Annotated in this window: 23 protein-coding genes; 7 read left to right on the top strand and 16 right to left on the bottom strand. The window is 63.1% G+C overall.

The window, feature by feature from the left end:
• Positions 1 to 80: 80 nt before the first annotated feature.
• Entirely contained in the window at positions 81 to 1,514 is a 1,434-nt protein-coding gene (locus AB5Y59_RS16435; RefSeq protein ID WP_368212363.1) for a DUF2867 domain-containing protein, read from the bottom strand.
• A gap of 116 nt (positions 1,515 to 1,630) precedes the next feature.
• A complete protein-coding gene (gene rpmE / locus AB5Y59_RS16440) occupies positions 1,631 to 1,846 on the bottom strand; it encodes a 50S ribosomal protein L31 (protein WP_010676078.1) in 216 nt (71 codons plus the stop codon).
• A gap of 147 nt (positions 1,847 to 1,993) precedes the next feature.
• Between rpmE and priA the strand changes: the two genes are divergently transcribed.
• Positions 1,994 to 4,201: a primosomal protein N' gene (priA, locus tag AB5Y59_RS16445; protein WP_226044846.1), complete on the top strand. Its 2,208-nt coding sequence runs from the start codon at positions 1,994 to 1,996 to the stop codon at positions 4,199 to 4,201.
• On the opposite strand, the gene AB5Y59_RS16450 is transcribed toward priA, so the two are convergent.
• A complete protein-coding gene (locus AB5Y59_RS16450) occupies positions 4,198 to 4,737 on the bottom strand; it encodes a TetR/AcrR family transcriptional regulator (protein WP_043153422.1) in 540 nt (179 codons plus the stop codon). The genes priA and AB5Y59_RS16450 overlap by 4 nt on opposite strands.
• 150 nt (positions 4,738 to 4,887) lie before the next feature.
• Here AB5Y59_RS16450 and AB5Y59_RS16455 point away from each other — a divergent pair, with 150 nt between their 5' ends.
• Positions 4,888 to 5,283 (top strand): HPP family protein, encoded by a 396-nt coding sequence (locus AB5Y59_RS16455; protein ID WP_368212382.1) that lies wholly within the window; start codon positions 4,888 to 4,890, stop codon positions 5,281 to 5,283.
• A gap of 52 nt (positions 5,284 to 5,335) precedes the next feature.
• On the opposite strand, the gene ompA is transcribed toward AB5Y59_RS16455, so the two are convergent.
• The 6 genes from ompA to ilvG all read right to left on the bottom strand — a co-directional run bounded on the left by ompA (position 5,336) and on the right by ilvG (position 13,156).
• The gene (gene ompA, locus AB5Y59_RS16460) at positions 5,336 to 6,466 is read right to left on the bottom strand and encodes a porin OmpA (protein ID WP_048209598.1); all 1,131 of its coding nucleotides are present in this window, start codon (positions 6,464 to 6,466) and stop codon (positions 5,336 to 5,338) included.
• A gap of 247 nt (positions 6,467 to 6,713) precedes the next feature.
• Positions 6,714 to 8,246, bottom strand: coding sequence for a threonine ammonia-lyase, biosynthetic (gene ilvA, locus AB5Y59_RS16465; protein ID WP_041211987.1), 1,533 nt, complete (start codon positions 8,244 to 8,246; stop codon positions 6,714 to 6,716).
• A gap of 64 nt (positions 8,247 to 8,310) precedes the next feature.
• Positions 8,311 to 10,152 carry a dihydroxy-acid dehydratase gene (gene ilvD / locus AB5Y59_RS16470; RefSeq protein WP_043153414.1) on the bottom strand — a complete coding sequence of 614 codons (1,842 nt, stop codon included), beginning with the start codon at positions 10,150 to 10,152 and terminating at the stop codon, positions 8,311 to 8,313.
• A gap of 146 nt (positions 10,153 to 10,298) precedes the next feature.
• A complete protein-coding gene (locus tag AB5Y59_RS16475) occupies positions 10,299 to 11,243 on the bottom strand; it encodes a branched-chain amino acid transaminase (protein WP_039039680.1) in 945 nt (314 codons plus the stop codon).
• 12 nt (positions 11,244 to 11,255) lie between these two features.
• Positions 11,256 to 11,513 carry an acetolactate synthase 2 small subunit gene (gene ilvM / locus AB5Y59_RS16480; protein ID WP_010676086.1) on the bottom strand — a complete coding sequence of 86 codons (258 nt, stop codon included), beginning with the start codon at positions 11,511 to 11,513 and terminating at the stop codon, positions 11,256 to 11,258.
• A complete protein-coding gene (gene ilvG / locus AB5Y59_RS16485; protein WP_368212366.1) occupies positions 11,510 to 13,156 on the bottom strand; it encodes an acetolactate synthase 2 catalytic subunit in 1,647 nt (548 codons plus the stop codon). The genes ilvM and ilvG overlap by 4 nt, the downstream gene beginning before the upstream one ends.
• 384 nt (positions 13,157 to 13,540) lie before the next feature.
• Here ilvG and AB5Y59_RS16490 point away from each other — a divergent pair, with 384 nt between their 5' ends.
• The 3 genes from AB5Y59_RS16490 (at position 13,541) to AB5Y59_RS16500 (ending at position 17,054) form a co-directional block, all read left to right on the top strand.
• Entirely contained in the window at positions 13,541 to 15,058 is a 1,518-nt protein-coding gene (locus tag AB5Y59_RS16490; RefSeq protein WP_052815775.1) for a YifB family Mg chelatase-like AAA ATPase, read from the top strand.
• Between the two features lie 132 nt (positions 15,059 to 15,190).
• A complete protein-coding gene (locus AB5Y59_RS16495; protein ID WP_045522721.1) occupies positions 15,191 to 16,090 on the top strand; it encodes an acyltransferase in 900 nt (299 codons plus the stop codon).
• A gap of 7 nt (positions 16,091 to 16,097) precedes the next feature.
• The gene (locus tag AB5Y59_RS16500) at positions 16,098 to 17,054 is read left to right on the top strand and encodes an acyltransferase (protein WP_323895249.1); all 957 of its coding nucleotides are present in this window, start codon (positions 16,098 to 16,100) and stop codon (positions 17,052 to 17,054) included.
• Here the strand turns inward: AB5Y59_RS16500 and AB5Y59_RS16505 are convergent.
• Positions 17,000 to 17,485 (bottom strand): DUF523 domain-containing protein, encoded by a 486-nt coding sequence (locus tag AB5Y59_RS16505; RefSeq protein WP_261998804.1) that lies wholly within the window; start codon positions 17,483 to 17,485, stop codon positions 17,000 to 17,002. The genes AB5Y59_RS16500 and AB5Y59_RS16505 overlap by 55 nt on opposite strands.
• A 76-nt stretch (positions 17,486 to 17,561) precedes the next feature.
• A complete protein-coding gene (locus AB5Y59_RS16510) occupies positions 17,562 to 18,212 on the bottom strand; it encodes a DNA mismatch repair protein MutT (protein ID WP_049636082.1) in 651 nt (216 codons plus the stop codon).
• A 74-nt stretch (positions 18,213 to 18,286) separates the two neighbouring features.
• Here AB5Y59_RS16510 and AB5Y59_RS16515 point away from each other — a divergent pair, with 74 nt between their 5' ends.
• Both AB5Y59_RS16515 and pncB read left to right on the top strand, forming a co-directional pair.
• Positions 18,287 to 18,922 (top strand): nicotinamidase, encoded by a 636-nt coding sequence (locus AB5Y59_RS16515; RefSeq protein WP_053287994.1) that lies wholly within the window; start codon positions 18,287 to 18,289, stop codon positions 18,920 to 18,922.
• A gap of 101 nt (positions 18,923 to 19,023) precedes the next feature.
• A complete protein-coding gene (gene pncB / locus AB5Y59_RS16520) occupies positions 19,024 to 20,202 on the top strand; it encodes a nicotinate phosphoribosyltransferase (RefSeq protein ID WP_010676094.1) in 1,179 nt (392 codons plus the stop codon).
• A gap of 74 nt (positions 20,203 to 20,276) precedes the next feature.
• Here the strand turns inward: pncB and AB5Y59_RS16525 are convergent, their stop codons facing one another.
• From AB5Y59_RS16525 to AB5Y59_RS16545, 5 genes are all read right to left on the bottom strand, one after another.
• On the bottom strand, positions 20,277 to 20,885 hold the full coding sequence (locus tag AB5Y59_RS16525; protein WP_010676095.1) for a thiol:disulfide interchange protein DsbA/DsbL: 609 nt from the start codon (positions 20,883 to 20,885) through the stop codon (positions 20,277 to 20,279).
• Between the two features lie 209 nt (positions 20,886 to 21,094).
• Complete coding sequence (locus tag AB5Y59_RS16530; RefSeq protein WP_368212369.1) at positions 21,095 to 22,084, bottom strand: serine/threonine protein kinase; 990 nt, start codon at positions 22,082 to 22,084, stop codon at positions 21,095 to 21,097.
• Positions 22,085 to 22,158: 74 nt separating this feature from the next.
• A complete protein-coding gene (ccoG, locus tag AB5Y59_RS16535) occupies positions 22,159 to 23,607 on the bottom strand; it encodes a cytochrome c oxidase accessory protein CcoG (protein ID WP_010676097.1) in 1,449 nt (482 codons plus the stop codon).
• Positions 23,608 to 23,804: 197 nt separating this feature from the next.
• Entirely contained in the window at positions 23,805 to 24,068 is a 264-nt protein-coding gene (locus tag AB5Y59_RS16540) for a YihD family protein (protein ID WP_010676098.1), read from the bottom strand.
• Positions 24,069 to 24,098: 30 nt separating this feature from the next.
• Entirely contained in the window at positions 24,099 to 25,253 is a 1,155-nt protein-coding gene (locus tag AB5Y59_RS16545) for a diguanylate cyclase (RefSeq protein ID WP_041211999.1), read from the bottom strand.
• Between the last annotated feature and the right edge of the window lie 114 nt (positions 25,254 to 25,367).

Here is a 25,367-nt window from a genome sequence, read left to right on the forward strand (position 1 = left end):
ATATCGCTGGATAGCAATGACACGCTAGTCAGTAGCATGTCATGCCACCCATAATTACCCAATTAGTTATAGATTCGATTTCAATCCATGACTGGAATGCCGGCTTTTGCCTCTGCCTGCCGGGCGATGGCCTCCGTCATCCCCTGGAAGATGAAGAGGTGAAACGGCAGCATGGCAAGCCAGTAGGCCAGCCCCCAGGCCCCCTGCGGATGCCAGTGGGCCGTCACCCGCAGCCGGGTCAGGCCGGACTCCAGGGGCTGGATGTTGAACTCCAGCCGACCGACGCCGGGGGCCTTCATGTTGAACAACAGATCCAGCCTGCGTCCTTCATCCACCCCGAGGATCTGCCAGGAGTCCAGCATGTCCCCCTTCACGAAGCGATCCGGGTTGGTGCGCCCCCGGGTCCGGGCCGGGCCGCCGATCAGATGATCCATCCATTCGCGCACCACCCACAGCTCGTTCATGTAGAAGTAGCGCTGCTCACCCCCCAGTTGCTGCAACACCTGCCACACCACCTCGGGGGCGGCGAGGCAATCCGCCTCCCCGCTGGCGGTGCGGTCGTAGAAGCCATATTCGGGATGGCGCCAGCGCAGACCAAGGGGCGTCTCCTCCCCGTGCTGCTCGGCACCGAGCCTCTGCTCCAGCGCCAGGCTCTCCGCCAGCGCCTCATCGAAGCTGAGCAGATGCTGGGGCAGCAGGGCGCGCAAGGGGCCGTCATCCGCCGGGATGTCGTGCTTGAGCCCCCCCACCAGCGCCTTGGCGATGGGCTGGGGAACCGAGGTGGCGAACTGCAGCCACCAGGCGGAGAGCCGGGGGCTCAAAAAGGGGATCGGAATGATGGGGCAGCGTTTGCCGATATGGGCGGCGAATTTCTGGAGCTGCTGCTGGTAGCTGAGCAGCTCGGGGCCCGCCGCGTTGAAGATCTGGCCGTCCACCCCGTCGGCTTCCACCAGCCCGCCCAGATAGTGCAAGAGGTTGGAGAGGGCGATGGGGGGCGTGCGGGAACGCACCCACTTGGGCGTCACCATCATGGGCAGGTTGTACACCAGATCCCGCATCACCTCGAACGCCGCCGAGCCGGGGCCTATGATGATGCCGGCACGCAGCTCTACCGTGGGCACGCCGGCATCCCGGAACAGCTCGCCACAATAGCGGCGGGAGTTGAGATGGCGGCTGTTGCAGGGCTCGGGCTGGATGGCGCCGAGATAGACGATGCGGCGCACCCCGGCGGCACGGGCGGCAGCGGCGAAGTTCTTCACTCCCTGCTGCTCCAGCCGGTGAAAACCGGCCCCCGCCCCCATGGCGTGTACCAGATAGAAGACGGTGTCGACCCCCGCCAGCGCAGGGGGCAGGGTGGCAGGCTTGAGGCTGTCGGCGAGGCGAAACGCCACCCCCTCCGGCAGACGGCAGGGACGACGGGCCCCGGCGATGACCCTGTACCCTAGACCCTGCAGATGGGGCACCAGGTAGGATCCTATGTACCCGGCAGCTCCCATCACCAGACATGTGCGCATCGGCTCTTCTCCCTTGGTTGAGCCCACACCATAGGGCAAAGCGGGGAATTACAGAATGGCGGCCAATAAAAAAGGCACCCGATGGGCGCCTTTTTCAGAATTCTTCAGAAGCAAGATTACTTCTTGGAGGTCAAGCCACCGAAACGCTTGTTGAACTTGTCTACGCGGCCGCCGCTAGAAACTTCTTTCTGCTTGCCGGTGTAGAACGGGTGGCACTCGGAGCACACGTCCAGGTTCAGATCTTTACCGATGGTAGAGAAGGTGTTGATGACGTTACCGCAAGAGCACTTGGCGGTGATGGCTACGTAGTCAGGATGGATACCAGCTTTCATGGACAACCTCAATTATCAGGCCGTGTCGCCATCCGATCTCTTGTCGGACACCACACGATTGTTGAACACAGTTTCAAAGGCTGCGAATAATATAGGAAACGCCTGAGATCAGGCAAGTGGCTTCGCAGAAAAAATAGGCAACCCCTGGTGAATTCTTCCCAAACGCTGGATCTGGTTCGTGTGGCTGTGCCGGTGCCGTTACGCCGTCATTTCGACTATCTCTCTCCCCTGCCCTTGCCTGCCCCCGGTTGCCGGGTCGAGATCCCGTTCGGCCCGCAGACCCTGGTCGGTCTGGTGGTGGATCACCCGACCGAGAGCCAGGTCCCCCGCAACAAATTAAAACCCTTGAAGAGGGTGCTCGACAGCGCCCCCGTGCTGGGGCCCGACATTCTGGCGCTGATGGCCTGGAGCGCCGGTTACTACCAGCACCCGCTGGGGGAGGTGCTGCCCCATGCCCTGCCTGTGCTGGTGCGCAAGGGGGAGCCCGCCGCCTATCGGGAGCTGGAGTTCTGGTTTGCTACCGATGCGGGCATGGCCATCGACCTCAACGAGCTCAAGCGGGCGGCCAAGCAGCAGCAGGCCCTCGCCTTGCTGCGCAAGGGGCCGCAGACCCCCTCCGCCCTCAAGCAGGAGGAGATCCAGAGCGCGGCCCTCACCGCGCTGGAGAAGAAGGGACTGCTGGAGAAGCGCTCGCTGGAGCCGAGCCATGATGGCGACTGGGCCACCCGCTTCGAGCCGGGTGAGGGGCTGCGCCTCAACGGCGAGCAGGCGCTGGCGGTGGCCGCCGTCACCAGCCAGAGCAACAAGTTCGGTGCCTTCCTGCTGGACGGCATCACGGGCTCCGGCAAGACCGAGGTTTACCTCAGCATCCTCGAGCCCCTGCTCAAGGCGGGCAAGCAGGCGCTGGTGATGGTGCCGGAAATCGGCCTCACCCCCCAGACCATCAACCGCTTTCGCCGCCGCTTCAACGTGCCCGTGGTGGCGATGAACTCCGCCATGAACGACAGGGAGCGGCTCGATGCCTGGCTCGCCTGCCGCGACGGTGGTGCCGCCATTCTGATCGGCACCCGATCCGCGGTGTTCACGCCGTTCAAGGACCTCGGCATCATCATCATCGACGAGGAGCACGACGGCTCCTTCAAGCAACAGGACGGCTTTCGCTACCACGCGCGGGATCTGGCGGTGATGCGGGCCCATCGCGCCGGCATTCCCATCCTGCTTGGATCTGCCACCCCGTCGCTGGAGACATTGCACAACGCCCGCAGCGGCAAGTATCACCACCTCAGCCTGACCCGGCGCGCCGGCAACGCCCAGACCGCTCGCCAGGTGATCCTCGACATCAAGAACGTGCGGCTGCAGGCGGGGCTCTCCCCCCAGCTGGAGCAGCTGATGGCCGAGCACCTGGCGGCGGGCAACCAGGTGATGCTGTTTCTCAACCGCCGGGGCTATGCGCCGGCACTCATCTGCCACCAGTGCGGCTGGAGTGCCGCCTGCGAGCGCTGTGACGCCTGGTACACCTGGCACCAGGCCGGTCGGCGGCTGCACTGCCACCACTGCGACAGCGTGCGCCCGCTGCCCCACCACTGTCCCGAGTGTGGCAGCAACGAGCTCATCGGCTCCGGGGTCGGCACCGAACAGCTGGAGCAGCTGCTCGGCACCGTGTTCCCCCAATATCCGGTGGTGCGCATCGACCGGGACAACACCCGGCGCAAAGGGGAGCTCGAAACCCACCTCGGCGACATCAAAGCGGGCAAGTACAAGATCCTGATCGGCACCCAGATGCTGGCCAAGGGCCACCACTTCCCGGATGTGACTCTGGTAGGGCTGCTGGATGTGGATGGTGCGCTATTCAGTGCCGATTTTCGGGCTGCCGAGAAGCTGGCCCAGCTCTACACCCAGGTGGCGGGCCGGGCTGGTCGCGCCAGCAAACCGGGGCTGGTGGTGCTGCAGAGCCACCATCCCGAACACGCCCTGCTGCAGGATCTGACCCAGAACGGCTATGGCCACTTCGCCGACACGGCGCTGAAAGAGCGCCGCCTGCTGGGGCTGCCACCGTTCAGCCATCAGGGACTGTTCCGGGCCGAGGCCAACGGCCGCGACGAGGTACAGCTGTTCCTCAGTCGCCTCGCCGATACCCTGCGCAGCGCCCGCTATCCCCAGGTGCAGGTGCTGGGGCCCATCAGCGGCTTTATGGAGCGCAAGGCGGGCAAGTTTCGCATGCAGCTACTGGTGCAGGGGCCCAGCCGGGCACCGCTGGCCCAGTTGCTCGACTGGGCAGTGAAGGAGCTGGAGGGGTGGCCCGAGACCAAGCGGGTGCGCTGGAGTCTGGATATCGACCCCACGGAACTGAACTAGCGCGGCTCTGCCAGCACGGCCTCCGCCAACACCCTGGCCTGTTCCAAAGCCAGGGGCTGCTGATAGCTGTGGGCCATCACCACGGCCCCTTCCAGCAGCAGGCATAATCCGGTGGCCTGCACCTCGGTGCATTCGAGGGCCTCCCTGACCCAGTTCAGCAACGCCCGCTTGTGGGCCACCACCAGCTTGCGCACCGGATGGCGAGGATCGGAGAACTCGGCGCTCGCGTTGATGAAGTTGCAGCCGTAGAAGTCACTGCGACCAAACCAGTCCGCAAAGCCATCGAGCAGCGCCAGCAACCTGGCCTCCCGCCCCGACACCCCATCCATCCTGGCATCGAGCAGGGCAAAGAACTCCGCATCCCGCGCCATCAGCACGGCTTCGATCAAGGCATCCTTGGTGGGGAAGTGGCGATAGAGGGTACGTTTGGTACTGCCCGCCTCGGCCCAGATGCGATCGATGCCGGTGGCGTGAAAGCCGTGACGATTGAACAACCGATAGGCTGTCGTCATCAGCTGTTGCCGTTTTTCGCTCATGGTGACTTTCCTCTTGAAGTACACCGATCTGTCTACCTAATGTCGCAGGCTGGATCAAGTGATCCGGCACAGACAAGGAGACAGGAGATGGAAACAAGACGATGGCGAAGTGCCTGGCTGGCAGGGCTCGGTGCCTGCCTGGCCATAATGTTGCTCGGCTGGCTGGACATGGGCTGGCAGTCAACCCTGTTGATGGCACCGTTCGGGGCAAGCTGTGTGCTGCTCTTTTCCCTGCCGGACAGTCCGCTGGCCCGTCCGCAGAACGTGCTGGGAGGCCATCTGCTATCGGCCACCGTGGGGTTGCTGGTGCAATTGCTCCCGCTACCGATGGAACTCAAGCTGGCGCTGGGTGTGGGCCTGTCCATTGCACTCATGCAGGGACTGGGGCTGATCCACCCCCCCGCCGGAGCCAATCCACTGTTGATCATGCTCACCACCCAGTCCTGGCCTTTCCTCTGGCAAACAGTGCTGCCCGGCGCCTTGCTGCTGATCATGGTGAGTCATTGCGCCAAGCGGCTGCAAACGTCACGGCTCACACCCACATAAACAACGAGGGGGCCTTGGCCCCCTCGTTGTTTAATAGCAAGGCAAAGATGGCTTATTCGGCGACCTGGGAGACCCCGGTCAGGCGCACCTCGACCCGGCGATCCGGGGCCAGGCAGGCGATCATCTGCGCCTTGGCGCCATCAGGGCAGCTGCCCCCGGTCACGGGCGAAGACTCTCCCCGCCCTTCGGCACGCACCTTGTCGGCAAACAATCCCTTGGCGATGAGATAATCCGCCACCGTGCGGGCACGCTGTTCGGAGAGGGACTGGTTGTAGGCCTCCGAGCCGATGCGGTCGGTATGACCGATCACCGTCGCCACCCCGTCTTTCGGATTGGCCGCCAGAATCTGGGCAAACAGGTTGTCGAGGGCCTGACTGGCGGCCGGCTTCAGGGTCGCCTTGTTGAACTCGAACAGCACATCGGAATCCAGGCTGAACTGCTTCTCCACCAGCACGGGGGCCGGGGCGGGCGCAGGTTCGGGCGCAGGCGTTGGTGCCACCGGCTCGTCGCCGATCTGGCCGAAGCGATAGAGCATGCCGACCGACAGCAGGCCGTTGTCCATCTCGATGCCTGACTCGTCGAGGGAAGTCTTGCCAAGGGGTGTGGTGTACTGGTATTCGAGGCGGGCGGCCCAATCCTTGTCGATGGCGTATTCGACCCCCAGCGCCCCGACAAAGGCGGCACCATGATATTTGTTGCCCTCATGGGATTCGGAGAGGCTGCTGGTGCCATCGCTGGCCCTGACGTTGAGTGAGCTCTCGGTCCAGGCATAGGCCCCCCCGAGACGGCCGTAGATATCCAGTGCCGAGGTTGCAGGCAGGATGATCTTCATGGTGGCCTGCACCATCTGGGCCTTGGCCTCGCCATCGAGTGCGAAATCAACTCCGTTGCCCGAGTAGTGCTTGTCCACCTGATACTTGCCGAGCCAGTCATAGCCGAGCTCAACCGCCACGTTTCTGTTCACCTGATAACCGGCAAACAGCCCCAGACCGAGATCATCGCTGTTCTCGTTCACCTTGGTCGCATCGAACAGCTCTTCGACCTGAGCGTTGTAATCCACCCCGTAATAATTTGACCAGCCGGCCTTGCCGCCGACATACCAGGTGTTGTCCTGGGCGGCAGCCTGCACCGTCCCTGTTGCCATCAAAGCGCCGATCAGGACGGCGAGCATAGATCTGTTCATGGATGAGCCCCTGCAATGAATTGTTATGACGCGGCTGCGTCTCTCTTCCCTGACGGGGCCCTGAACCCATGCCCCGCATTCAGATTATCCCATCTGCAACCAGCCTCAAACGACCAGGGACTCAGGAGTGTGATATTGGCGACATTATCAGCCACCGTGCCCCCAATCATGGGGGCCGGCGCGTTGCCCATAAAAAAACGAAGAGCCGGGCTCTTCGTTTTTCATCTGGCAAGGGGATGGCCCCCGCTCACTGACTGCCCTGGCTCGCCAGGAACAGCCGGTAGGCGGGATCCTCGCTCACCTCTTTCCAGCCGTAGCCAATCTCGTGCAGGTAATCGTGGAAAGCCGCCACGTCCTCGTCCGGCAGCTCGAAGGCACAGAGCACCCGGCCGTAGTCGGCGCCGTGGTTGCGGTAGTGGAACAGGCTGATGTTCCAGCGACAGCCCAGGGTCTCGAGGAAGCGCATCAGGGCCCCCGGCTGCTCCGGGAACTTGAAGCTGTAGAGACGCTCACCGAGGGGCCGGGCCGGGCGGCCGCCAATCATGTAGCGCACGTGGTTCTTGGCCAGCTCGCTCTCGGTCATGTTGACCACCGGGTAGCCATTGCCGCCGAGCTGATCGATGATCTGGCCCAGCTCCTCGTCACCGCCGGTGAGGCGCACCGAAACGAACAGCGACGCCTGCTCGGCATCGGCGTAGCGGTAGTTGAACTCGGTCACCATGCGGGGCCCCAGCTGACGGCAGAAGTCGAGGAAGGCCCCCTTGCGCTCGGGGATGGTCACCGCCAGCATGCCCTCGCGCTTCTCACCGATCTCGCAGCGCTCGGAGACGTAGCGCAGGCTGTGGAAGTTGACGTTGGCGCCGGACAGAATGGCCGCCATCCGACCACCCTTGACCTGCTCGCGCTCGCTGTAAGCCTTGAGTCCCGCCAGGGACAAGGCCCCCGACGGCTCGGCGATGGCGCGGCAGTCATCGAAGATGTCTTTCAGTGCGGCGCAGATCTGATCGTTGGAGACGGTCACCACCTCGTCCAGATATTGGTTGCACAGGCGGAAGGTCTCCTCGCCGATGCGCTTGACCGCCACCCCGTCTGCAAACAGGGAGACCCGCTCCAAATTGACCGGCTCGCCGGCCGCCAGCGCCGCCTTGAGGCAGGCGGACCCCTCCGCCTCCACCCCGATCACCTTCACATCCGGCAGCAGCTGCTTGATGTAGACCGCCACCCCGGCGGCCAGGCCGCCGCCCCCCACCGGCACGAAGACGTGGGTGAGGTGAGTGTCCTGCTCCAGCAGCTCCTTGCCGATGGTGCCCTGGCCGGCGATCACCTCGACGTCGTCGAACGGCGGGATCAGGGTGTAGCCCTCCAACTCGGCGAGTCGGCGGCTCTCTCCGTAGGCCTCATCGAAGCTGTTGCCAAACAGCATGACGTTGCCGCCCTGACGGCGCACCGCGTCGATCTTGATGTCCGGCGTGGTCTTGGGCATCACGATGATCGCCTTGATGCCGAGCTTGGCGGCCGACAGGGCGACCCCCTGGGCGTGATTGCCGGCAGAGGCGGCGATGACGCCGCGTTCTTTCTGCTCCTGGGTCAGGGTGGCGATCTTGTGGTAGGCGCCGCGCAGCTTGAAGGAGTGAACCGGTTGCAGATCCTCCCGCTTCAGGCTGACGTGATTGCCGAGCCGCTCGGAGAGTTTCTTCAGGGTTTGCAAAGGGGTGACCCTCGCCGCCTCGTAGACGGGGGAGAGCAGTACCTTGCGTAGATAATCCGCCGCAGAGACCATGGTTTATACCCCCGTCTCGTGGCGAAGGGCGCGCAATGCGCCCATATCATGACAGTTCATCCTCTCACTCCCCCAGCAGGGTGCGATCGCGCACCGCGCCCTTGTCGGCGCTGGTGGCGAACATGGCGTAGGCGCGCAGGGCAAAGGAGACCTCGCGCTGACGATCGACCGGCTTCCAGCCACGGGCAGAGACGGCGGCGCGACGAGCAGCCAGCACGCTGTCTGCCACCTCCAGCACCATGCTGCGGGCCGGGATGTCGATGTTGATGATGTCGCCATCCTCCACCAGACCGATAGTGCCGCCAGAGGCCGCCTCCGGGGAGACATGACCGATGGAGAGACCCGAGGTACCGCCGGAGAAGCGACCGTCGGTGATGAGGGCACACGCCTTGCCCAATCCCATGGACTTGAGATAGGTGGTGGGATAGAGCATCTCCTGCATGCCGGGGCCCCCTTTCGGGCCCTCGTAGCGGATCACCACCACTTCACCGGCTTTCACCGTGCCGTCCAGAATGCCGCTCACCGCGCTCTCCTGGCTCTCGAATACCCGGGCCGGGCCGCGGAAGGTGAGGTTCTCCTCGTCCACCCCGGCGGTCTTGACGATGGCCCCGTTGAGGGCGAGGTTGCCAGCGAGGACCGCCAGGCCACCTTCCTGGCTGTAGGCGTGATCGAAGGAGCGGATGCACCCCTCGGCGCGGTCCAGATCCAGCTCGGGCCAGCGGCAATCCTGACTGAACGCCTTGGTGGTACGGATGCCGGCAGGGCCTGCACGGTAGAAGTCGTGAACCCCCTTGTCATTGCTGCGGCTGACGTCATATTCGGCCAGCAGCTCCACCAGGGAAGTGCCCAGCACGTTGCGGGTATCCCCGTGCACCAGGCCCGCTTTTTCCAGCTGACCCAGGATGGCAACCACGCCGCCGGCGCGGTGCACGTCTTCCATGTGGTACTTCTGGGTGGAAGGCGCCACCTTGCACAGCTGGGGCACCTTGCGGGACATGCGGTCGATGTCGGCCATGGTGAAGTCGACGCCCGCCTCCTGGGCTGCCGCCAGCAGGTGCAGCACGGTATTGGTGGATCCGCCCATGGCGATGTCGAGCGCCATGGCGTTCTCGAACGCCGCCTTGGTGGCGATGTTGCGCGGCAGTGCCGAGGCATCGTCCTGCTCATACCAGCGCTTGGCCAGAGTGACGATGCGCTGGCCCGCCAGCTTGAACAGTTGCTCACGATCGGCGTGGGTCGCCAGCAGGGAGCCATTGCCCGGCTGGGAGAGACCCAGTGCCTCGGTCAGGCAGTTCATGGAGTTGGCGGTGAACATGCCGGAGCAGGAGCCGCAGGTGGGGCAGGCGCTGCGCTCGATCTGATCGCTCTGTGCATCGGAGACCTTGGGGTCGGCGCCCTGGATCATGGCGTCCACCAGATCCAGCTTGATGATCTGGTCGGAAAGCTTGGTCTTGCCCGCTTCCATGGGGCCGCCGGAGACGAAGATCACCGGGATGTTGATGCGCAGGGCAGCCATCAGCATCCCCGGGGTGATCTTGTCGCAGTTGGAGATGCAGACCATGGCGTCGGCGCAGTGGGCGTTGACCATGTACTCCACGGAATCGGCGATGAGCTCCCGGGACGGCAGGGAATAGAGCATGCCGCCGTGGCCCATGGCGATGCCGTCATCCACGGCGATGGTGTTGAACTCCTTGGCGACGCCGCCGGCGGCCTCGATCTCCCGGGCCACCAGCTGGCCGAGATCCTTGAGGTGCACGTGACCGGGCACGAACTGGGTGAAGGAGTTGACCACGGCGATGATGGGCTTGCCGAAATCCTGATCTGTCATGCCGGTGGCACGCCAGAGGGCGCGGGCCCCGGCCATGTTACGTCCGTGGGTGGTGGTGGCGGATCTCAACTTCGGCATTGTCTCTACTCCCTGAATGCCCCTGGGGCGCATTGTCTTTCAACATGAATGTGTGATTCGCGGATCGGGAATCGATCCTGGTGAAGGCACCTCGGGGAGCCTTCACCGGAAGCGACTCGGGGAGGCGTGACGCCTCCCCGCTCTCATCAGTCGTTGACCGGCGTCAGCCAGCCCCACTTGTCTTCGGTCTTGCCGTTGAACAGGCCGAAGAAGGCGTTCTGCAACTGCTCGGTCACCGGGCCACGGCAACCGGCGCCCACCTTCATCCGATCCACCGAGCGCACCGGGGTCACCTCGGCGGCGGTGCCGGTCATGAAGATTTCGTCTGCGACGTACAGCGCTTCACGGGGCAGCGCCTGCTCGCGTACCTCGTAACCCAAGTCGCGCGCCAGCGTCATGATGGTGTCGCGGGTGATGCCGGGCAGGATGGCGGCGGTGGCGGGCGGGGTGAACAGCACGCCGTTCTTCACCAGAAACAGGTTCTCCCCCGCCCCTTCGCTCAGATAGCCGTTCACATCCAGCGCCAGCCCCTCGGCGAAGCCGTTGCGCTTGGCCTCGCGGCTGATGAGCTGGGAAGAGAGATAGTTGCCCCCCGCCTTGGCACCGGTCGGGATGGTGTTGGGAGCGAGCCGGTTCCAGGAGGTGACGCACACATCCACTCCGTTTTTCAACCCCTCTTCACCGAGGTAGGCGCCCCAGGGCAGGGCCGCGACCATGAGGTCGGCCTTGGCATCCAGCGGCGGATGCAGCCCCAGCCCCACGTTGCCGACAAAGGCCAGCGGGCGCAGGTAGCCGCTCTTCAGGCCGTTCTCGCGCACCACGGTGCGGCAGGCTTCATTCACCTCAGACTCGCTGTAGGGGACGTCCATCCAGTAGATCTTGGCGGAGTCGAACAGGCGGCGGGTGTGCTCCTGCAGGCGGAAGATGCAGGTCCCCTTGGGAGTGTCATAGGCCCGCACCCCCTCGAACACCGAGGAGCCATAGTGCAGGGCATGGCTCATGACATGCACCTGGGCATCCTGCCAGGGGACCAGCTTGCCGTTGAACCAGATGTATTGGGGGTGGGCGGCGGATTGGGAAGGCTGTGACATTGGCTTGGCTCCTTAAGCTCTGATCCGGGGTTGCTGTTCCAGTGCATCGACCCGGGAGACATCCACCAGCTTCACCAGCTGGCTCCACAACTGCTGGATGGGACGTACCGATTCGACAGTAACCGTGATCCGCAACTGTTGGCAATCCTGCTCCATGTTGAGGGCGCAGAGATTGAAACCGCGGTGACGGACCACCCGCAGCACCCGTTCCATCACTTCGGGTCTGGGTTGGGCATGGATTTCCAGGGTGCTGGTATTGAGCTGGTTCATGGGCGTTGCTCCATCATCTTGTGGTTGGCGACTCCTGGCGGAACCAGGGGCCAGACATTTTCTTCCTCTGAAATAGCCACATGCAGCAGATAGGCACTCTCGCTCGCCAGCAGGCGATCCAGTGCCGGACCTATCTCTTCCTTGCATGTGATGGTCTCGCCGGGAATGCCGAAGGCGGCAGCCAGGGCGACGAAATCGGGGTTGTCGGACAGATTGGTCTCGCTGTAGCGACCGTCGAAGAACAGCTCCTGCCATTGGCGCACCATGCCGAGGCGCTGGTTGTCCAGCAGCACCATCTTCACCTTGAGCCGGGCCCGGCGGATGGTGCCGAGCTCCTGCACGTTCATCATGAAGGAGCCGTCCCCGCTCACCAGCACCACCTCGTCATCGGGGCGCGACATCTTGGCGCCGATGGCGGCGGGCAGGCCGAAGCCCATGGTGCCGAGGCCGGCACTGGAGAGGTGGTTGCGCGGGCTGTTGAAACGCATGTGCTGGGCCACCCACATCTGGTGCTGACCCACGTCGCAGGCCACCACGCTGGTGTCAGGCAGCTGGCTTGAAAGCTCTTTGAGCAGGGCCGGGGCGTAGATGGCCTGACCCGGATGGTCGTAGCGGAAGGCGTATTCCCGAGCCATGGTGGCGCAGTGCTCGCGCCAGGGGTCGAGGGTCAGCGTCATCGCCAGGGCGGGCAGCACACGCTTGAGATCCGTGGTGATCCCCACATCGGCGGCGCGGCGCTTGCCGAACTCGGCGGCGTCCACATCCAGGTGGATCACCTTCGCCTCGGGGGCAAATTCCTCCAGCTTGCCGGTCACCCGATCATCGAAACGGGCGCCTACCACCACCAGCAGATCGCACTGCTGTACCGCCAGGTTGGCGGCCTTGGTACCGTGCATGCCGAGCATGCCCAGATAAACGGGGCTGTCGGGGTCGAGGGCACCTATCCCCTTGAGGGTGGTGACCGCCGGCATCCCCGTGGTGGCGGCAAAGTCGCGCAGCTGCTGCTCGGCATTGGCCATGCCCACCCCGCCGCCGACGTAGAGTACCGGACGCTCAGCTCCGGCCAGCAGGGTACGGGCGACCGTCAGTTCGGCCGGATTCAGGGGGTCGGGTTCCTCCACGGCAAACAGCGGGCTTTGAGAGGGAACGGCGGCCAGTTGCACATCCTTGGGCAGGTCGATGAGCACGGGGCCCGGACGCCCTTCGGTGGCGATGGCGAAGGCTTCGGCAATGACCCGTCCCAGATCCGCCGGGTCAGTCACCATGAAGGAGTGCTTGGTGCAGGAGAGGGACATGCCGAGCACGTCCACTTCCTGAAAGGCATCGGTACCGACGGCGGCGCAGGGCACCTGGCCGCTGATGGCCACCAGCGGTACCGAATCGAGCAGTGCCTCCGCGAGGCCGGTGACCAGGTTGGTGGCGCCGGGGCCAGAGGTGGCGATGCAGACCCCCACCTGACCGGAAGCGCGGGCATAACCCACCGCAGCCATGGCGGCACCCTGCTCGTGGCGGCAGAGCTGATGGGCCAGGCCACCGTCATACAGGGCGTCATAGACCGGCATGATGGCCCCGCCCGGGTAACCAAACACCTGGGTCACACCCTGTTTTTTGAGAGCCTGTACCAAAAACTGCGCGCCGTTCATGTGGAAAATCCTGTCCTTTGGTCGAAAAAAAACCCCCGGGCCGTGAGGCTCGGGGGTCGCTTGTTTCGTTCTGTCCGGTGGTGGGTCTATCCCTTGTTCCGTGCAGCCAAACGAGCCCCGAGCGGTGAGATAATAATCACCACTAGGACCACAATAATGCTGACGAAACGGGAGGCCATGTTCATAGTTACAACCGGAAATCCTGTGAAATGGGAGCGGAGCTTGCCGCGAATGGCTATTAGAACTAGCACGGTGATTTTTATTGGGCAAGCACTTTTTACCTGACAAGACTCTGATTTTAACTGCTCTGAAACCTGACAACTGGAACAAAAAACTAATAAAAAACGGTTAACCAGCATATACATCAAACCAAGGACGGTATTTATGTCATTAGCTGTTGTTTATAGCCGTGCCAGCCTGGGGATAGCGGCGCCACAAGTCACGGTGGAGGTGCACCTCTCCAACGGCCTGCCCGCCTTCAACATGGTGGGGTTGCCGGAAACCTCGGTGAAGGAGTCGCGGGATCGGGTGCGCAGCGCCCTGCTCAACGGCAATTTCGAATTTCCGGCCAAGCACATCACCGTCAACCTGGCACCTGCGGATCTGCCCAAGGAGGGGGGCCGTTTCGACCTGGCCATCGCCATCGGCATTCTCGCCGCATCCAAGCAGATACCTGCAAAATACCTACTCGATCACGAATTTTTAGGGGAATTGGCCCTGACCGGCGAGATCCGCCCCGTGCTTGGGGTGCTCCCCTCGGTGCTCGCCTGCCGCGACGCGGGGCGCACCCTGCTGGTCCCACGGGAGAACGGTCCGGAGGCTTCCCTCATACAGGATGCCGAGGTGCGCACCGCCCACCAGCTGCTGGCGGTCACCGCCTGGCTGGCGGGCCAGTACGAACTACCGCTGCCGGAACCCCAGAGCGCGGAGACCCTGCCCGACGTGCCGGATCTACAGGACGTGATCGGTCAGTCCCAGGCGAAGCGGGCGCTGGAGATCGCCGCAGCCGGCAGCCACAACCTGCTGTTCATCGGCCCCCCCGGCACCGGCAAGAGCATGTTGGCCAGCCGTCTGCCCGGCATTCTGCCGCCGCTCAGCGAACAGGAGGCGCAGCAGACCGCCGCCATCCACTCCATCGGCGGCCTCACCCCCCGCGCCGGCCACTGGCACCACAGGCCGTATCGCACGCCCCATCATAGCGCCTCGGCGGTGGCGCTGGTGGGCGGGGGTACCCATCCCAGGCCTGGCGAAATTTCCCTCGCCCACAACGGGGTCCTGTTTCTGGATGAACTGCCGGAGTTCGAGCGCAAGGTGCTCGACTCCCTTCGCGAGCCGCTGGAGACCGGGCACATCACCATCAGTCGTGCCGCCCGCCAGGTGGATTTTCCCGCCCGCTTCCAGCTGGTGGGTGCCATGAATCCCAGCCCCTGCGGCCATTATGGCGACGGCCAGACCCGCTCCAGCCCGGATCAGATCCTGCGCTATCTGGGCAAGCTCTCCGGCCCCTTTCTCGATCGGTTCGATCTGACGGTAGAGGTCCCGCTCTTACCCAGGGGGAGCCTGACCGGCAAGGCGGAGCGGGGGGAATCGAGCCAGCAGATACGCGAACGGGTGCTGGGGGCGCGAGAGCGCATGCTGAGTCGCAGCGGAAAACTCAACAACCTGCTGGATAGTCGTGAAATCGAAGATGTTTGCAGATTATCGCCACAGGATGCCGAGTTTCTGGAAGGTGCCATCCAGAAGCTGGGGCTCAGCATCCGGGCCTGGCACCGCATCCTGCGGGTATCGCGCACCATCGCCGATCTGGCGGGGCACGCCACCATCGAGAGAGCGCATCTGATCGAAGCCCTGGGCTATCGTGCCATGGATAGGCTGTTGTCGCGGCTGCGCGGGGGCCAGTGAGCGGGGGAACGGCAGCAGCCACCACCCGACCCGGAAAGGGCGCCACCATGGTCTAGTCGTGGGCCGGCTGATATTATGGCAACAGATCTGACCACTTGGTTGCCATCCACCGATACGAAGACGGATTCCACCATGCCCAACAAGCTGATAGAGCGACTGCGCGGCAGCCTCTCGACCCTGCTCTATTTCATCAACACCCTGTTCTGGTTTGTCCCCGTCCTGCTGCTTGGCCTCATCAAGCTGCTGCTGCCCTTCCAGGGGGCGCGACGTCTCTGCAACACCCTCCTGGACGGCTGCGCCACCCACTGGATAGGTTTTAACAATCTGATCCAGAAAACCATTATCAACACCCCTTTCGATGTGGTCGGAGTGGACAAAGGGCGCCGGAATGAGTGGTATATGGTGATTGCCAACCACCAATCTTGGGTCGACATACTGGTATTGCAGCGGATTTTTAATCAAAAAATCCCCTTCCTGAAGTTTTTCCTCAAGAAAGAACTGATTTGGGTACCTTTTCTCGGTCTGGCCTGGTGGGCGCTGGATTTCCCATTCATGCGGCGTTATTCCCGAAAATTTCTGGAAAAGCACCCGCATCTGAGGGGAAAAGACATAGAAACCACGCGCAAGGCGTGTGCCCGTTTCCGCCATATGCCGGTGAGTGTGATGAACTTCGTGGAAGGGACCCGCTTCACCGTCGGCAAGCACGACAAGCAAGGGGCACCCTATCGTCATCTGCTGCACCCGAGAGCAGGGGGCATCGCCTTCACCCTGGCGGCCATGGGGGATCAACTGCACAAGCTGGTGGATGTGACCATCGCCTATCCCGGCGGCGTCCCCAGCTACTGGGACTTCATGTGCGGTCGGGTCAAGGAGATCAAGGTTCGGGTCCGCTTTCTGCCGATCGAACGCAATCTGGTGGGGGATTACTTCAATGACCCCGAGTTCCAACAAGAGTTTCAACAGTGGTTGAACGGGATCTGGCACGAGAAGGACCAGACTCTGGATAAGCTGCTGGCGGACAAGACGCAGTAAGACACTCATGCCAAACCTGCTCCCGGGCCCCCTGGTGCTGTTCATCAGCGCCGGCCTGACCATACTGTTTACCGCCCTGTGTGCCAGCCTGATCCTGCTGGTTTCTCTGGCCAAACTGCTGCTGCCCGTGCCGGCCTTTGGTCGCGCCTGCAGCCGGCTCAACAATCGCTTCATGGGCCTGTGGCTCGGTTGCAACGCCCTGGTGATCCGCCTCACTACCCGCATCGACTGGCAGATTGAGGACAATACCCGGCTGCGCAAGGATGGCTGGTATCTCATCATCAGCAACCACATGAGCTGGACCGATATCGTGGTGCTAGGCCACCTGTTTCGCAATCGGCTGCCGGTGCCCAAGTTCTTCATGAAGCACGAGCTCATTTACATCCCGCTGCTGGGGCTCGCCTGCTGGGGGCTGGACATGCCCTTTATGCGCCGCTATTCGAGAGAGTTTCTGTTAAGAAATCCGCATCTGCGGGGCAAGGATATCGAGACCACCCGCAACGCCTGCGAGAAGTTTCGCCACATTCCCACCACCGTCATCAACTTCGTGGAGGGGACCCGCTTCACCGATCAGAAGCGCGAGGCCACCCGCTCCCGCTATCGCCATCTCATGCCCCCCAAGGCGGCAGGACTCGCCTTCACCCTGGCAGCCATGGGCGATCAGTTCGACAGCCTGATCAACGTCACCATCAGCTACCCGGACAACCCCGACACCCCCTTCAAGGATTTCCTGATGGGGAAGATGAAGCGCATCCGGGTGCGGATCGAGGAGCTGCCGGTGGACGAGCAACTGGTGGGGGATTACTTCAACGACAAGCAGTTCAAACGCGGTTTCCAGGAGTGGCTGAACGCACGCTGGAAGGAAAAAGACGACATGCTGGCTCAGTGGCAGGCGGCCGATGCGGCGGCTCAGACCGATCCGCAGGCAGCCAAGGCGAGCGCTGAGGCCAGCTCGGGCAGCTGATCCTCGCTGAACACCGCGATGCCATGGCGGCGCAGCAAAGCCGTGGTCTTGCCCTCTCCCGCCAGTGAAACCCCTTCGAAGCTGCCATTGTAGATGCGACCGCTGCCGCAGGAGGGACTCCCCTCCTTCAGAAGGGCGAAGCGAATGTCCTGCTGCTGACAGAGGGCCAGCGCAAGGGCGGCGCCCCGATCGAACTCCTCCGTCACATCCAGCCCGCTTTCGGTGACCACCCGCTCCCCCTGGCGCTCGGCAGGGGGGCGTGGCGTCGGAAGGCCACCCGCCACCTCGGGGCAGAAGGCCAGCGCCCGCCCCTCGGCTCCCAGCGCCTGCAGCCAGTCGCTGACAATCCCCTTGCTCTGGCCGTCGTAACGTACTGGCTGCCCCAGCAGACAGGCGCTCACCAGCACCTTGTGCATTCTCGTCTCTCCCATGCTTTCACTTCCTGTGTGAGGTGCCAGTGCACCAGATCCGCTATGGGGTGACAATCCGGCTTTCGCAGACATCGGCTTATGCTTCCGCACCGTGCATCACCTGATCGAACATGACGCAACAGGGGGTCTCCAGCCGATAGAGGATGGCGGGACGTTGCTTGCCGGTGCGCTTGCGCCCTGTGTCCACCAGGATGTCGGCACGGTGGAGCCGCTTGCGAAATGCGGCCGTGTTCATGGGGGTCTGCAGGACGATCTCGAACGCCCGTTGCACCTCGGAGAGGGTGAATTCTGCCCCCAGCAGATGCAGCGGCAGGGTGCTGTAACGGCTCTTGATGCGCAGCCGCTCCAGCCCCATGGCGACCAGCTTGCCGTGATCGAAGGCGAGTTGCAGGCCGGGCAGATCGTCCAGAGGATGCCAGCGACCGCGCACCGCCCCCCCATCGGGATCCGCCAGACAGAGATAGACGAGGGTGGTGGACCAGCCGCGGGGATCCCGCTCCAGGTTGCCGAGGGTACAGACCTGCTCGCTGTAGCAGTGCTCCAGCCCCCACTCTGCCAACAGGCGATGGCGAGCCGCGTCCAGATCCCGATCCCGGGCCTCGTCGATGCGCAGGGCCGGCAACTGCCAGCAGTGGGCAAAGGGGGGGCGATCCCGGGTCTCGAGAAGCAGCTCGAGCCGCTCCTCGCGCAACCGCAGCACCACCATATCCAGACTCATTCTCGGCATCCTGGTCGACCTGCTCGCCTTCTAATAATGTTTGGTAGATAATATCACAAGAATATTATGTGAAGGAGCCATCCATGGGAATCATCGCCAGCCTGGATATTGATGCGCAGAAGGGATTCACCCCCCTCTGCCCGAACGAGCTGCCCGTCGCTGGCGGGGATACCATAGTGGCGGCGCTCAATGCCCAGGCTGCCCTCGCCACCCTGCGAACCGGCAGCAAGGATGCCCACCCCGCGAACGCCCCCTGGGTGGTGACCGAACCCGGCGCCATGTTGCAACCCCTTGCTCTGGCGAATGCCGATCTCACCTGGCCGGCCCACTGCGTGCCCGGCACACCTGGGTTCGAGCTGCTCGACGGCCTGCCCGCCCCCATCGACTACGACTTCTTCGTCTGGAAGGGGGTCGAGCCGGACCTGCATCCCTATGGCGTCTGCTATCACGACCTGGCGGAACTGCGCAGCACCGGGCTTATCGAGTTTCTGCAAGCCCGCGACGTCACTACCGTGCTGGTCGGCGGCCTCGCCACCGACTACTGCGTCAAGACCAGCGTGCTGCAACTGCGTCGCGCCGGTTTCCGGGTCATCGTCCACCTCGACGCCTGCCGCGGCATCGCCCCCGAGACAATCGACCAGGCCCGCACCCGGATGATCGAGGCCGGCGCCGAGCTGGCCCAGACCCTGGCCGACATTCAACGCCTGCTGGATGCCTGATATGCCTTCCATTTTCCACTGCCCACCCGACACCGGCGCCCACCCGTCACAGATGCAGCCAAAGTGCGTTGCCCGCGCAGCACTCATCACAGGAGCCTGATATGCCTCCCATCCTCCACAGCCTGCTCGACACCGATGCCTACAAGCTGCACATGCAGCAGGCGGTGTTCCATCGCTATCCGGATGCCGACGTCGTCGCCGAGTTCCACAGCCGCAACGAAGAAGATCTGCTGCCCATGATGGGCCAGATCGAGGAACAACTGCGCCTCGCCGGCTCCCTGCGCCTGACCCGGTCCGAACTCGACTTCCTGGCCGAACGCCCCTTCTTCACGCCCGACTACCTGGACCACCTGCGCCGCAAGCCTCTGGACGCCTCCCTGCTCAAGGTGTTCGAGCAGGATGGCCGCATCAATGTGCGGGTCGAAGGCCCCTGGCAGGACGTGATCCTGTGGGAGATCCCGGTGCTCGCCATCATCAGCGAGATGCGTAACCGCTTCCGTTATCCCCAGTTCGGTGTCAGCCAGGCACTGGAGCGGCTCGATCAGAAGATCGACAAGCTGGAGCGGGAACTGAGCCGGGAGGAGATGAGCGAGTTCAACCTCATCGACTTCGGCACCCGTCGCCGCTTCTCCCTCGCGGTACAAGACGCCGTGGTGGGTCGTCTCAAGGAGCGGCTGCCGGCGTTTCGCGGCACCAGCAACTACCTGCTGGCCCAGAAGTACCGGTTGCCCGCGGTGGGTACCCAGGCTCACGAGTGGTTCCAGGCCCACCAGCAGCTCGGCTTCCCGCTGGAGCTCAGCCAGCGCGCCGCCCTCACCAGCTGGCTGGACGAATTCACCAACCACCTCGGTATCGCGCTCACCGACTGCATCACCATGGATGCTTTCCTGCGTGACTTCGACTTCGAGCTGGCGAGCCGCTACCAGGGGCTGCGCCACGACTCCGGTGATCCCGTGGTGTGGGGCGAGAAGGCCATCAGCCACTATCAGCGGCTCGGCATCGACCCTGCCGAGAAGACACTGGTCTTCTCCGACGGGCTCAACCTCGACAAGGCCGTCGAGCTGCTGCGCCACTTCCGCGGCCGCATCAACACCAGCTTCGGCATCGGCACCAAGCTCACCTGCGATCTGCCCGGCGTCAGCCCGATGAACATCGTGTTCAAGCTGATGGAGTGCAACGGCGGCCCGGTCGCCAAGATCTCCGACAGCCCGGGCAAGACCCTCTGCCGGGATGCGGACTTCATTCGCAACCTCAAACAGGCCTTCCACGTCGGGGTCTGAGTCAGGCCCGCGAGACGCCAAACAAAAAGCCCGCCGGTTTGCACCGGCGGGCTTTTGTATCGACTCAGGAATGATCAGTCCTTCTTGGCCAGCAGGAATTTCACCAGCTGGTTGAACTGCTCCTGGGAAGTGATGGATTCAATCTTCACCATGTACTTGCCGTTGACCAGAAAGGCCGGCACACCGCGCACATTGTAGCTCTCGGTGTTGCGATCGAACTGGGAGACCATGCCGGAGACGGCGAAGCTGTCGACGGCACCGTCGAACTCCTCGGCCGGCACGCCATTGTCCACGAAGACCTGCTTCACGTCGGCGCGGCTCTGGGGGATCTGGCGCTGGGTGTGGATCTTGTCGAAGATGGCCGGGGTCAGCTTGCCTTCCACGTTCAGCAGATTGGCGACGGCGTAGGCACGCTGCATCTCGGGGCCCATTTCACGGCCCAGGAAGGCCACCGGGTTCTTCTTCATCGGCACGCCTTCCGGCAGGCTCTTCTTCAGATCCTCGGCAATCGGCTCGAACTTGGCGCAGTGTGGGCAGAAATAGGAGAAGAACTCCATCACTTCCGGCTGGGCGCTGCCGGTCTGGCTGACCACGTCATAGTTGACACCTTCCTTGAATTGCGGGGCGGCGTGAACCATGGGGATCATCAGCATGGCAGCGAGGAAAAATAGTACTTTTTTCATGACGTTTCCTGTTAAGGGATCACTGTGAGGCACGCCCGGCGAACCGAAGCAGTCCAAGCCTATTGCCTCACCCTCGTGCCGTCAATGGCAAAGGCAGACAGGCGGGACCGCCATCCCGCCTCCCACGGGCACCTTGCCGCTGTGGCAATGGTACGGGCGACACCACCAGCGGACGCCCCGTGGCGTGGCGATCTGCCGGGCTCACGCCCCTACCACTGCGGCATCAGGCTGAGCGGCGGGGCCTTCAATGCCTCGAGCTGATCATGCAGGGCCGCAATCTGCTGGCGCCAGTAATGTTCGGTGTTGAACCAGGAGAAGTGGCGGGGGAAGGCGGGATCTTCCCAGCGTCTTGCCAGCCAGGCCATGTAGTGGACGATGCGCATGGCGCGCAGCGGCTCGATGAGCGCCAGCTCCCGCGGGTCGAACTCCATGAACTCCTCATACCCCGCCAGCAGGGTATCGAGCTGGATCTGCTGCTCATGACGCTCCCCGTTCAGCATCATCCAGAGATCCTGGATGGCGGGGCCGGTGCGGCAATCGTCGAGGTCGACAAACAGGGGGCCGTCACGCCACAGGATGTTGCCCGGGTGGCAGTCCCCATGCAGGGAGATGCGCGCCACATCCAGGGTCATGGCGTCGCATACGTGCCGGATCAGCTCGTCCAGCACCCCGAAGAAGGACTTGGCCAGCCCGCTCGGCAACCACTCGCCTGCCGCCAGCAACTGACGCGGCTCGTGCAGCATGCTCTCCACATCCAGCGGAACCCGGTGATGAAAGGCATGGCTGGCACCGACGCTGTGGATGCGACCGAGGTAACGCCCCACCCACTCCAGCTGGTCCAGGTTGTCCACCTCGAACTGACGCCCCCCGACGCTCTGCCAGATGGCAAACGGGTAGCCCTGATGCTCCAGCAGGGTCTCGCCGGCAAAGGCAATGGGAGCGGCGACCGGGATCTCAGCTTCACAGAGGCGAGCGGCAAACGCGTGCTCTTCCAGGATCTGTGCCCGGCTCCAGCGACCGGGGCGGTAGAACTTCACCACGTAGCGACGGCGATCCTCATCCTGGAACTGATAGACGCGGTTCTCGTAACTGTTGAGCTCGATAAGGCCGGAGTCGATGCGCAAGCCGCTGAGATCGATGGCATCCATGATGAGATCGGGATTGAGGTCGGAATAGTTGAAACGCATGTCATCCACCATAGAAAAGGGGCGCTGTTGCGCCCCATTCTATCACCACTGTCTGCCGTTTCCGTGCATGGCGGTGCGCCTTGCCGTCACAACCTGCTGATAAACTTGCTCGGTTGGCGCAAGGTCCCCTTGCTGTCGTCCGGCGCCGCGCCTTCCCGCTTGAGCACGAACTGGACGTCCAGAGTGGGGCGCTTCAGGTTGAAGGGATCCACCGCCAGACTCACCGGCAGGGTATAGATCTCGCCCGCCTTCAGGGTCACCTCGCGGGGTCCGAACCACTGGTACTCCGGCAGCCCTTCCACGTCCAGCCGGTAGGTCTGGGAGTTCAGGGTCTTGTTGAGGATCTTCAGGGTATAGGTGTTCTCGATAAGCCCTTCACTGTTTTCCCGGAACAGCTGGTTGCGATCCCGCAGGATGTCGAGCCCCATGGGCATGATGGACATGGCGTTATAGACGAAGACCCCCAGCATGACGACCATCACCAGGCCATAGCCAATCAGCTTGGGCCGCGCCACCTGGGTTTCACTGTGGGCCAGCTTGTGCTCGGTGGTGTAACTGATGAGCCCTTTCGGATACCCCATCCGCTCCATGGTCTGGTCGCAGGCGTCGACACAGGCGCCGCAGTTGATGCACTCGTACTGCAGACCGTCACGGATGTCGATACCGGTCGGGCAGACCTGCACGCAGAGGTCGCAGTCGATGCAGTCCCCCAGCCCCAGAGCCTTGGGATCGGCCTTGCGACCACGGGCGCCGCGGGTCTCGCCACGCTGGCTGTCATAGCCGACGATGTAGGTGTCCTTGTCGAACATGGCGGACTGGAATCGGGCATAGGGGCACATGTGGATACACATGATGGCGCGCATCCAGCCGGCGTTGCCATAGGTGCAGGCGGCAAAGAACAGCACCCAGAAGATGACCCAGCCTCCCGCCTGCAGGGTGAAGAAATCGGGCACCAGGTGGAAGACATCCTGGAAGTAGGCGACGAAGGTCAGCCCCGTGCCCAGCGACAGCAGGATCCAGGCCAGGTGCTTGGCGCCCTTCCGGGCCAGCTTCTCACCGCTCCAGGGCGCCGCATCCAGCTTGCGACGCTTGTTGGCGGCCCCTTCCAGCTTCTCCTCGAACCAGATGAACAGGAAGGTCCACACCGTCTGGGGACAGAGGTAGCCGCACCAGACCCGGCCCAGGAAGGTGGTCACAAAGAAGAGGGCGAAGGCCGCGATCATGAAGACCCAGGCCAGCAGGGTGAGATCCTGCGGCCAGATGGTGGCACCGAAGATGTGGAACTGCTGGTGCTCCAGATCGAACAGCACCGCCTGACGGCCGTCATAACGCAGCCAGGGCAGGAGGACAAAGAGCGCGACGAAGAACCAGCCCATGGCCTTGCGCACCCGCTGCCAGTAGCCGGTCTGGGAGCGGACATAGATGCGGTTGCCGGGGTTGAACCTGTCATCTCCCGCCTTGAAGGTGTTGGGATTGAAGGTCCCGGTGACGTCACCGGTCACATCCTTGATGTCGATCTTGTCCTTGTCGGCCATTGCAACACATCGCTCCACTCATATTGTTATGAAAGCGATTATATCTTAAACAACCTGCTAATTGTGTGGGTTAAATGTATCTATAGTTCGAGTCCCGTCGCAATTTCAGGCAACAAAAAAGGCCCATAGCCAGTTGACTATGCGCCTTTTCACGGATTCTCTTGAAACCTTTCTCTGATGGCGATGTGACGCCCGGATTACTTGATGCCGCGTGCCTTGAGCAGGGCCTCCTTGAAGTCGGGCACGTGATCCTTGGCCAGCCCCGGGATCATCGCCTGCTTGTCGGATTCCCGCATCTTGAGGTGGTAGATCAGCATGTCGTCGGTCAGTGCGGACAGGGGACCGTCAAATCCCGCCTCCTCGGCCAGTTTGGCAACAAACTGCACCAGGCTGAGATCCTGCTCCTTGATCCAGGCAGGCTGCAGCAGTTCCAGCAGCTCTTCGATACGATGACATTGCATAGACGACCTCTTTAATCTGTCTTGTGAAACTCAGGCAACCTTACCCATCAAGGCTACTTCGATACGATCCCGGCCATTATGCTTGGCCTGATAGAGCGCCGCATCCGCTTTCTGGATAAGCTCGGCAATGGAGTGATGCTGATCCGGCACCAGGGTCGCCACCCCGAAGCTGCAACTGACCCGCCCCGAGACCCGGGATTTGTGGTGGGGAATGCCGAGGGCTCGCAACGAGGTACGCACCTGCTCGGCGATCTGCATGGCCCCCTGCAAGGTGGTGCAGGGCAGCAGCAGGGCGAACTCCTCTCCGCCGTAACGGGCAGCGAGATCGTCTTCCCGCCGCAGCACTTCGGCCAGCAGGCTCGCCACCTGTTGCAGGCACTGGTCCCCCACCTGGTGACCATAGTGATCATTGAACTGCTTGAAGTAGTCCACATCCACCAGCACCAGAGAGAGAGGCGCCCTGGCACGGTGGCAGCGACGCCAGGCGCGCGCCAGGGAGTCGTCGAGATGGGCCCGGTTGGCGATGCCGGTCAGACCGTCGAGGCGGGACGTGAGCTTGAGGTGCTCGGAGACCGCCTTCAGCTCGGCCACCAGATCCGCATTGGAAAAACTGTGGTAGAGAGAGGCCACCTGATCCCGCCGCAGGCGCCGCAGCAGGGTCGGCAGAAAGACGAACAGATACCCCGCCAGCATGCAGGAGACGATACGCTCCTGGGTGTTGCCGCCACTGAGCTCGAACAACATGGCAAACCCGAGGGGCAGCACGGCCCCATAGAGGGTACGACGGCTGCCGAACAGCATGATGGCGCTGCCGGTCAGGATCAGGCTGGAGAGCATCATCATGGCGGCACGATAGGTGTCGGGCAGCTTGTCCATGTAGAGAAGCACGCCCAGTGCCCAGACGATGGAGGTGATGGTCACCCCGACAAAGAGCTCGCGCTCGAGCACCGGCAGCGGAAGCTGTGCCAGCCTGGGCTGGCGCCAGCGCAGATGCCACCAGCGCCCCAGCAACAGCAGCAGGACCAGACCGAGCCAGCCCAGCGACTCGCTGGCCGGCAGGTAATCGTGGAACAGCAGGCTCCAGCTGATCGCCAGCAGCCCCAGGCAAGGCAGGCTGAAGGAGGCATGGGTATAGAGCTGGACCATGATGGCCCGCCGCACCTGATATTTCACACTCTGTGTCAACTGGGTACTCCCTGTACAAGAGCCGCACAGTTTAACACTCCCCTTTCCTGCTCAACAATCAATCGACCGCTATTAAGCTGCCACTCAGCGCGTCCTCTCCCGCACAGGCCCCGA

It is taken from the genome of Aeromonas sp. s10 (genome assembly GCF_040907975.1).
Classification (GTDB): domain Bacteria; phylum Pseudomonadota; class Gammaproteobacteria; order Enterobacterales; family Aeromonadaceae; genus Aeromonas; species Aeromonas caviae.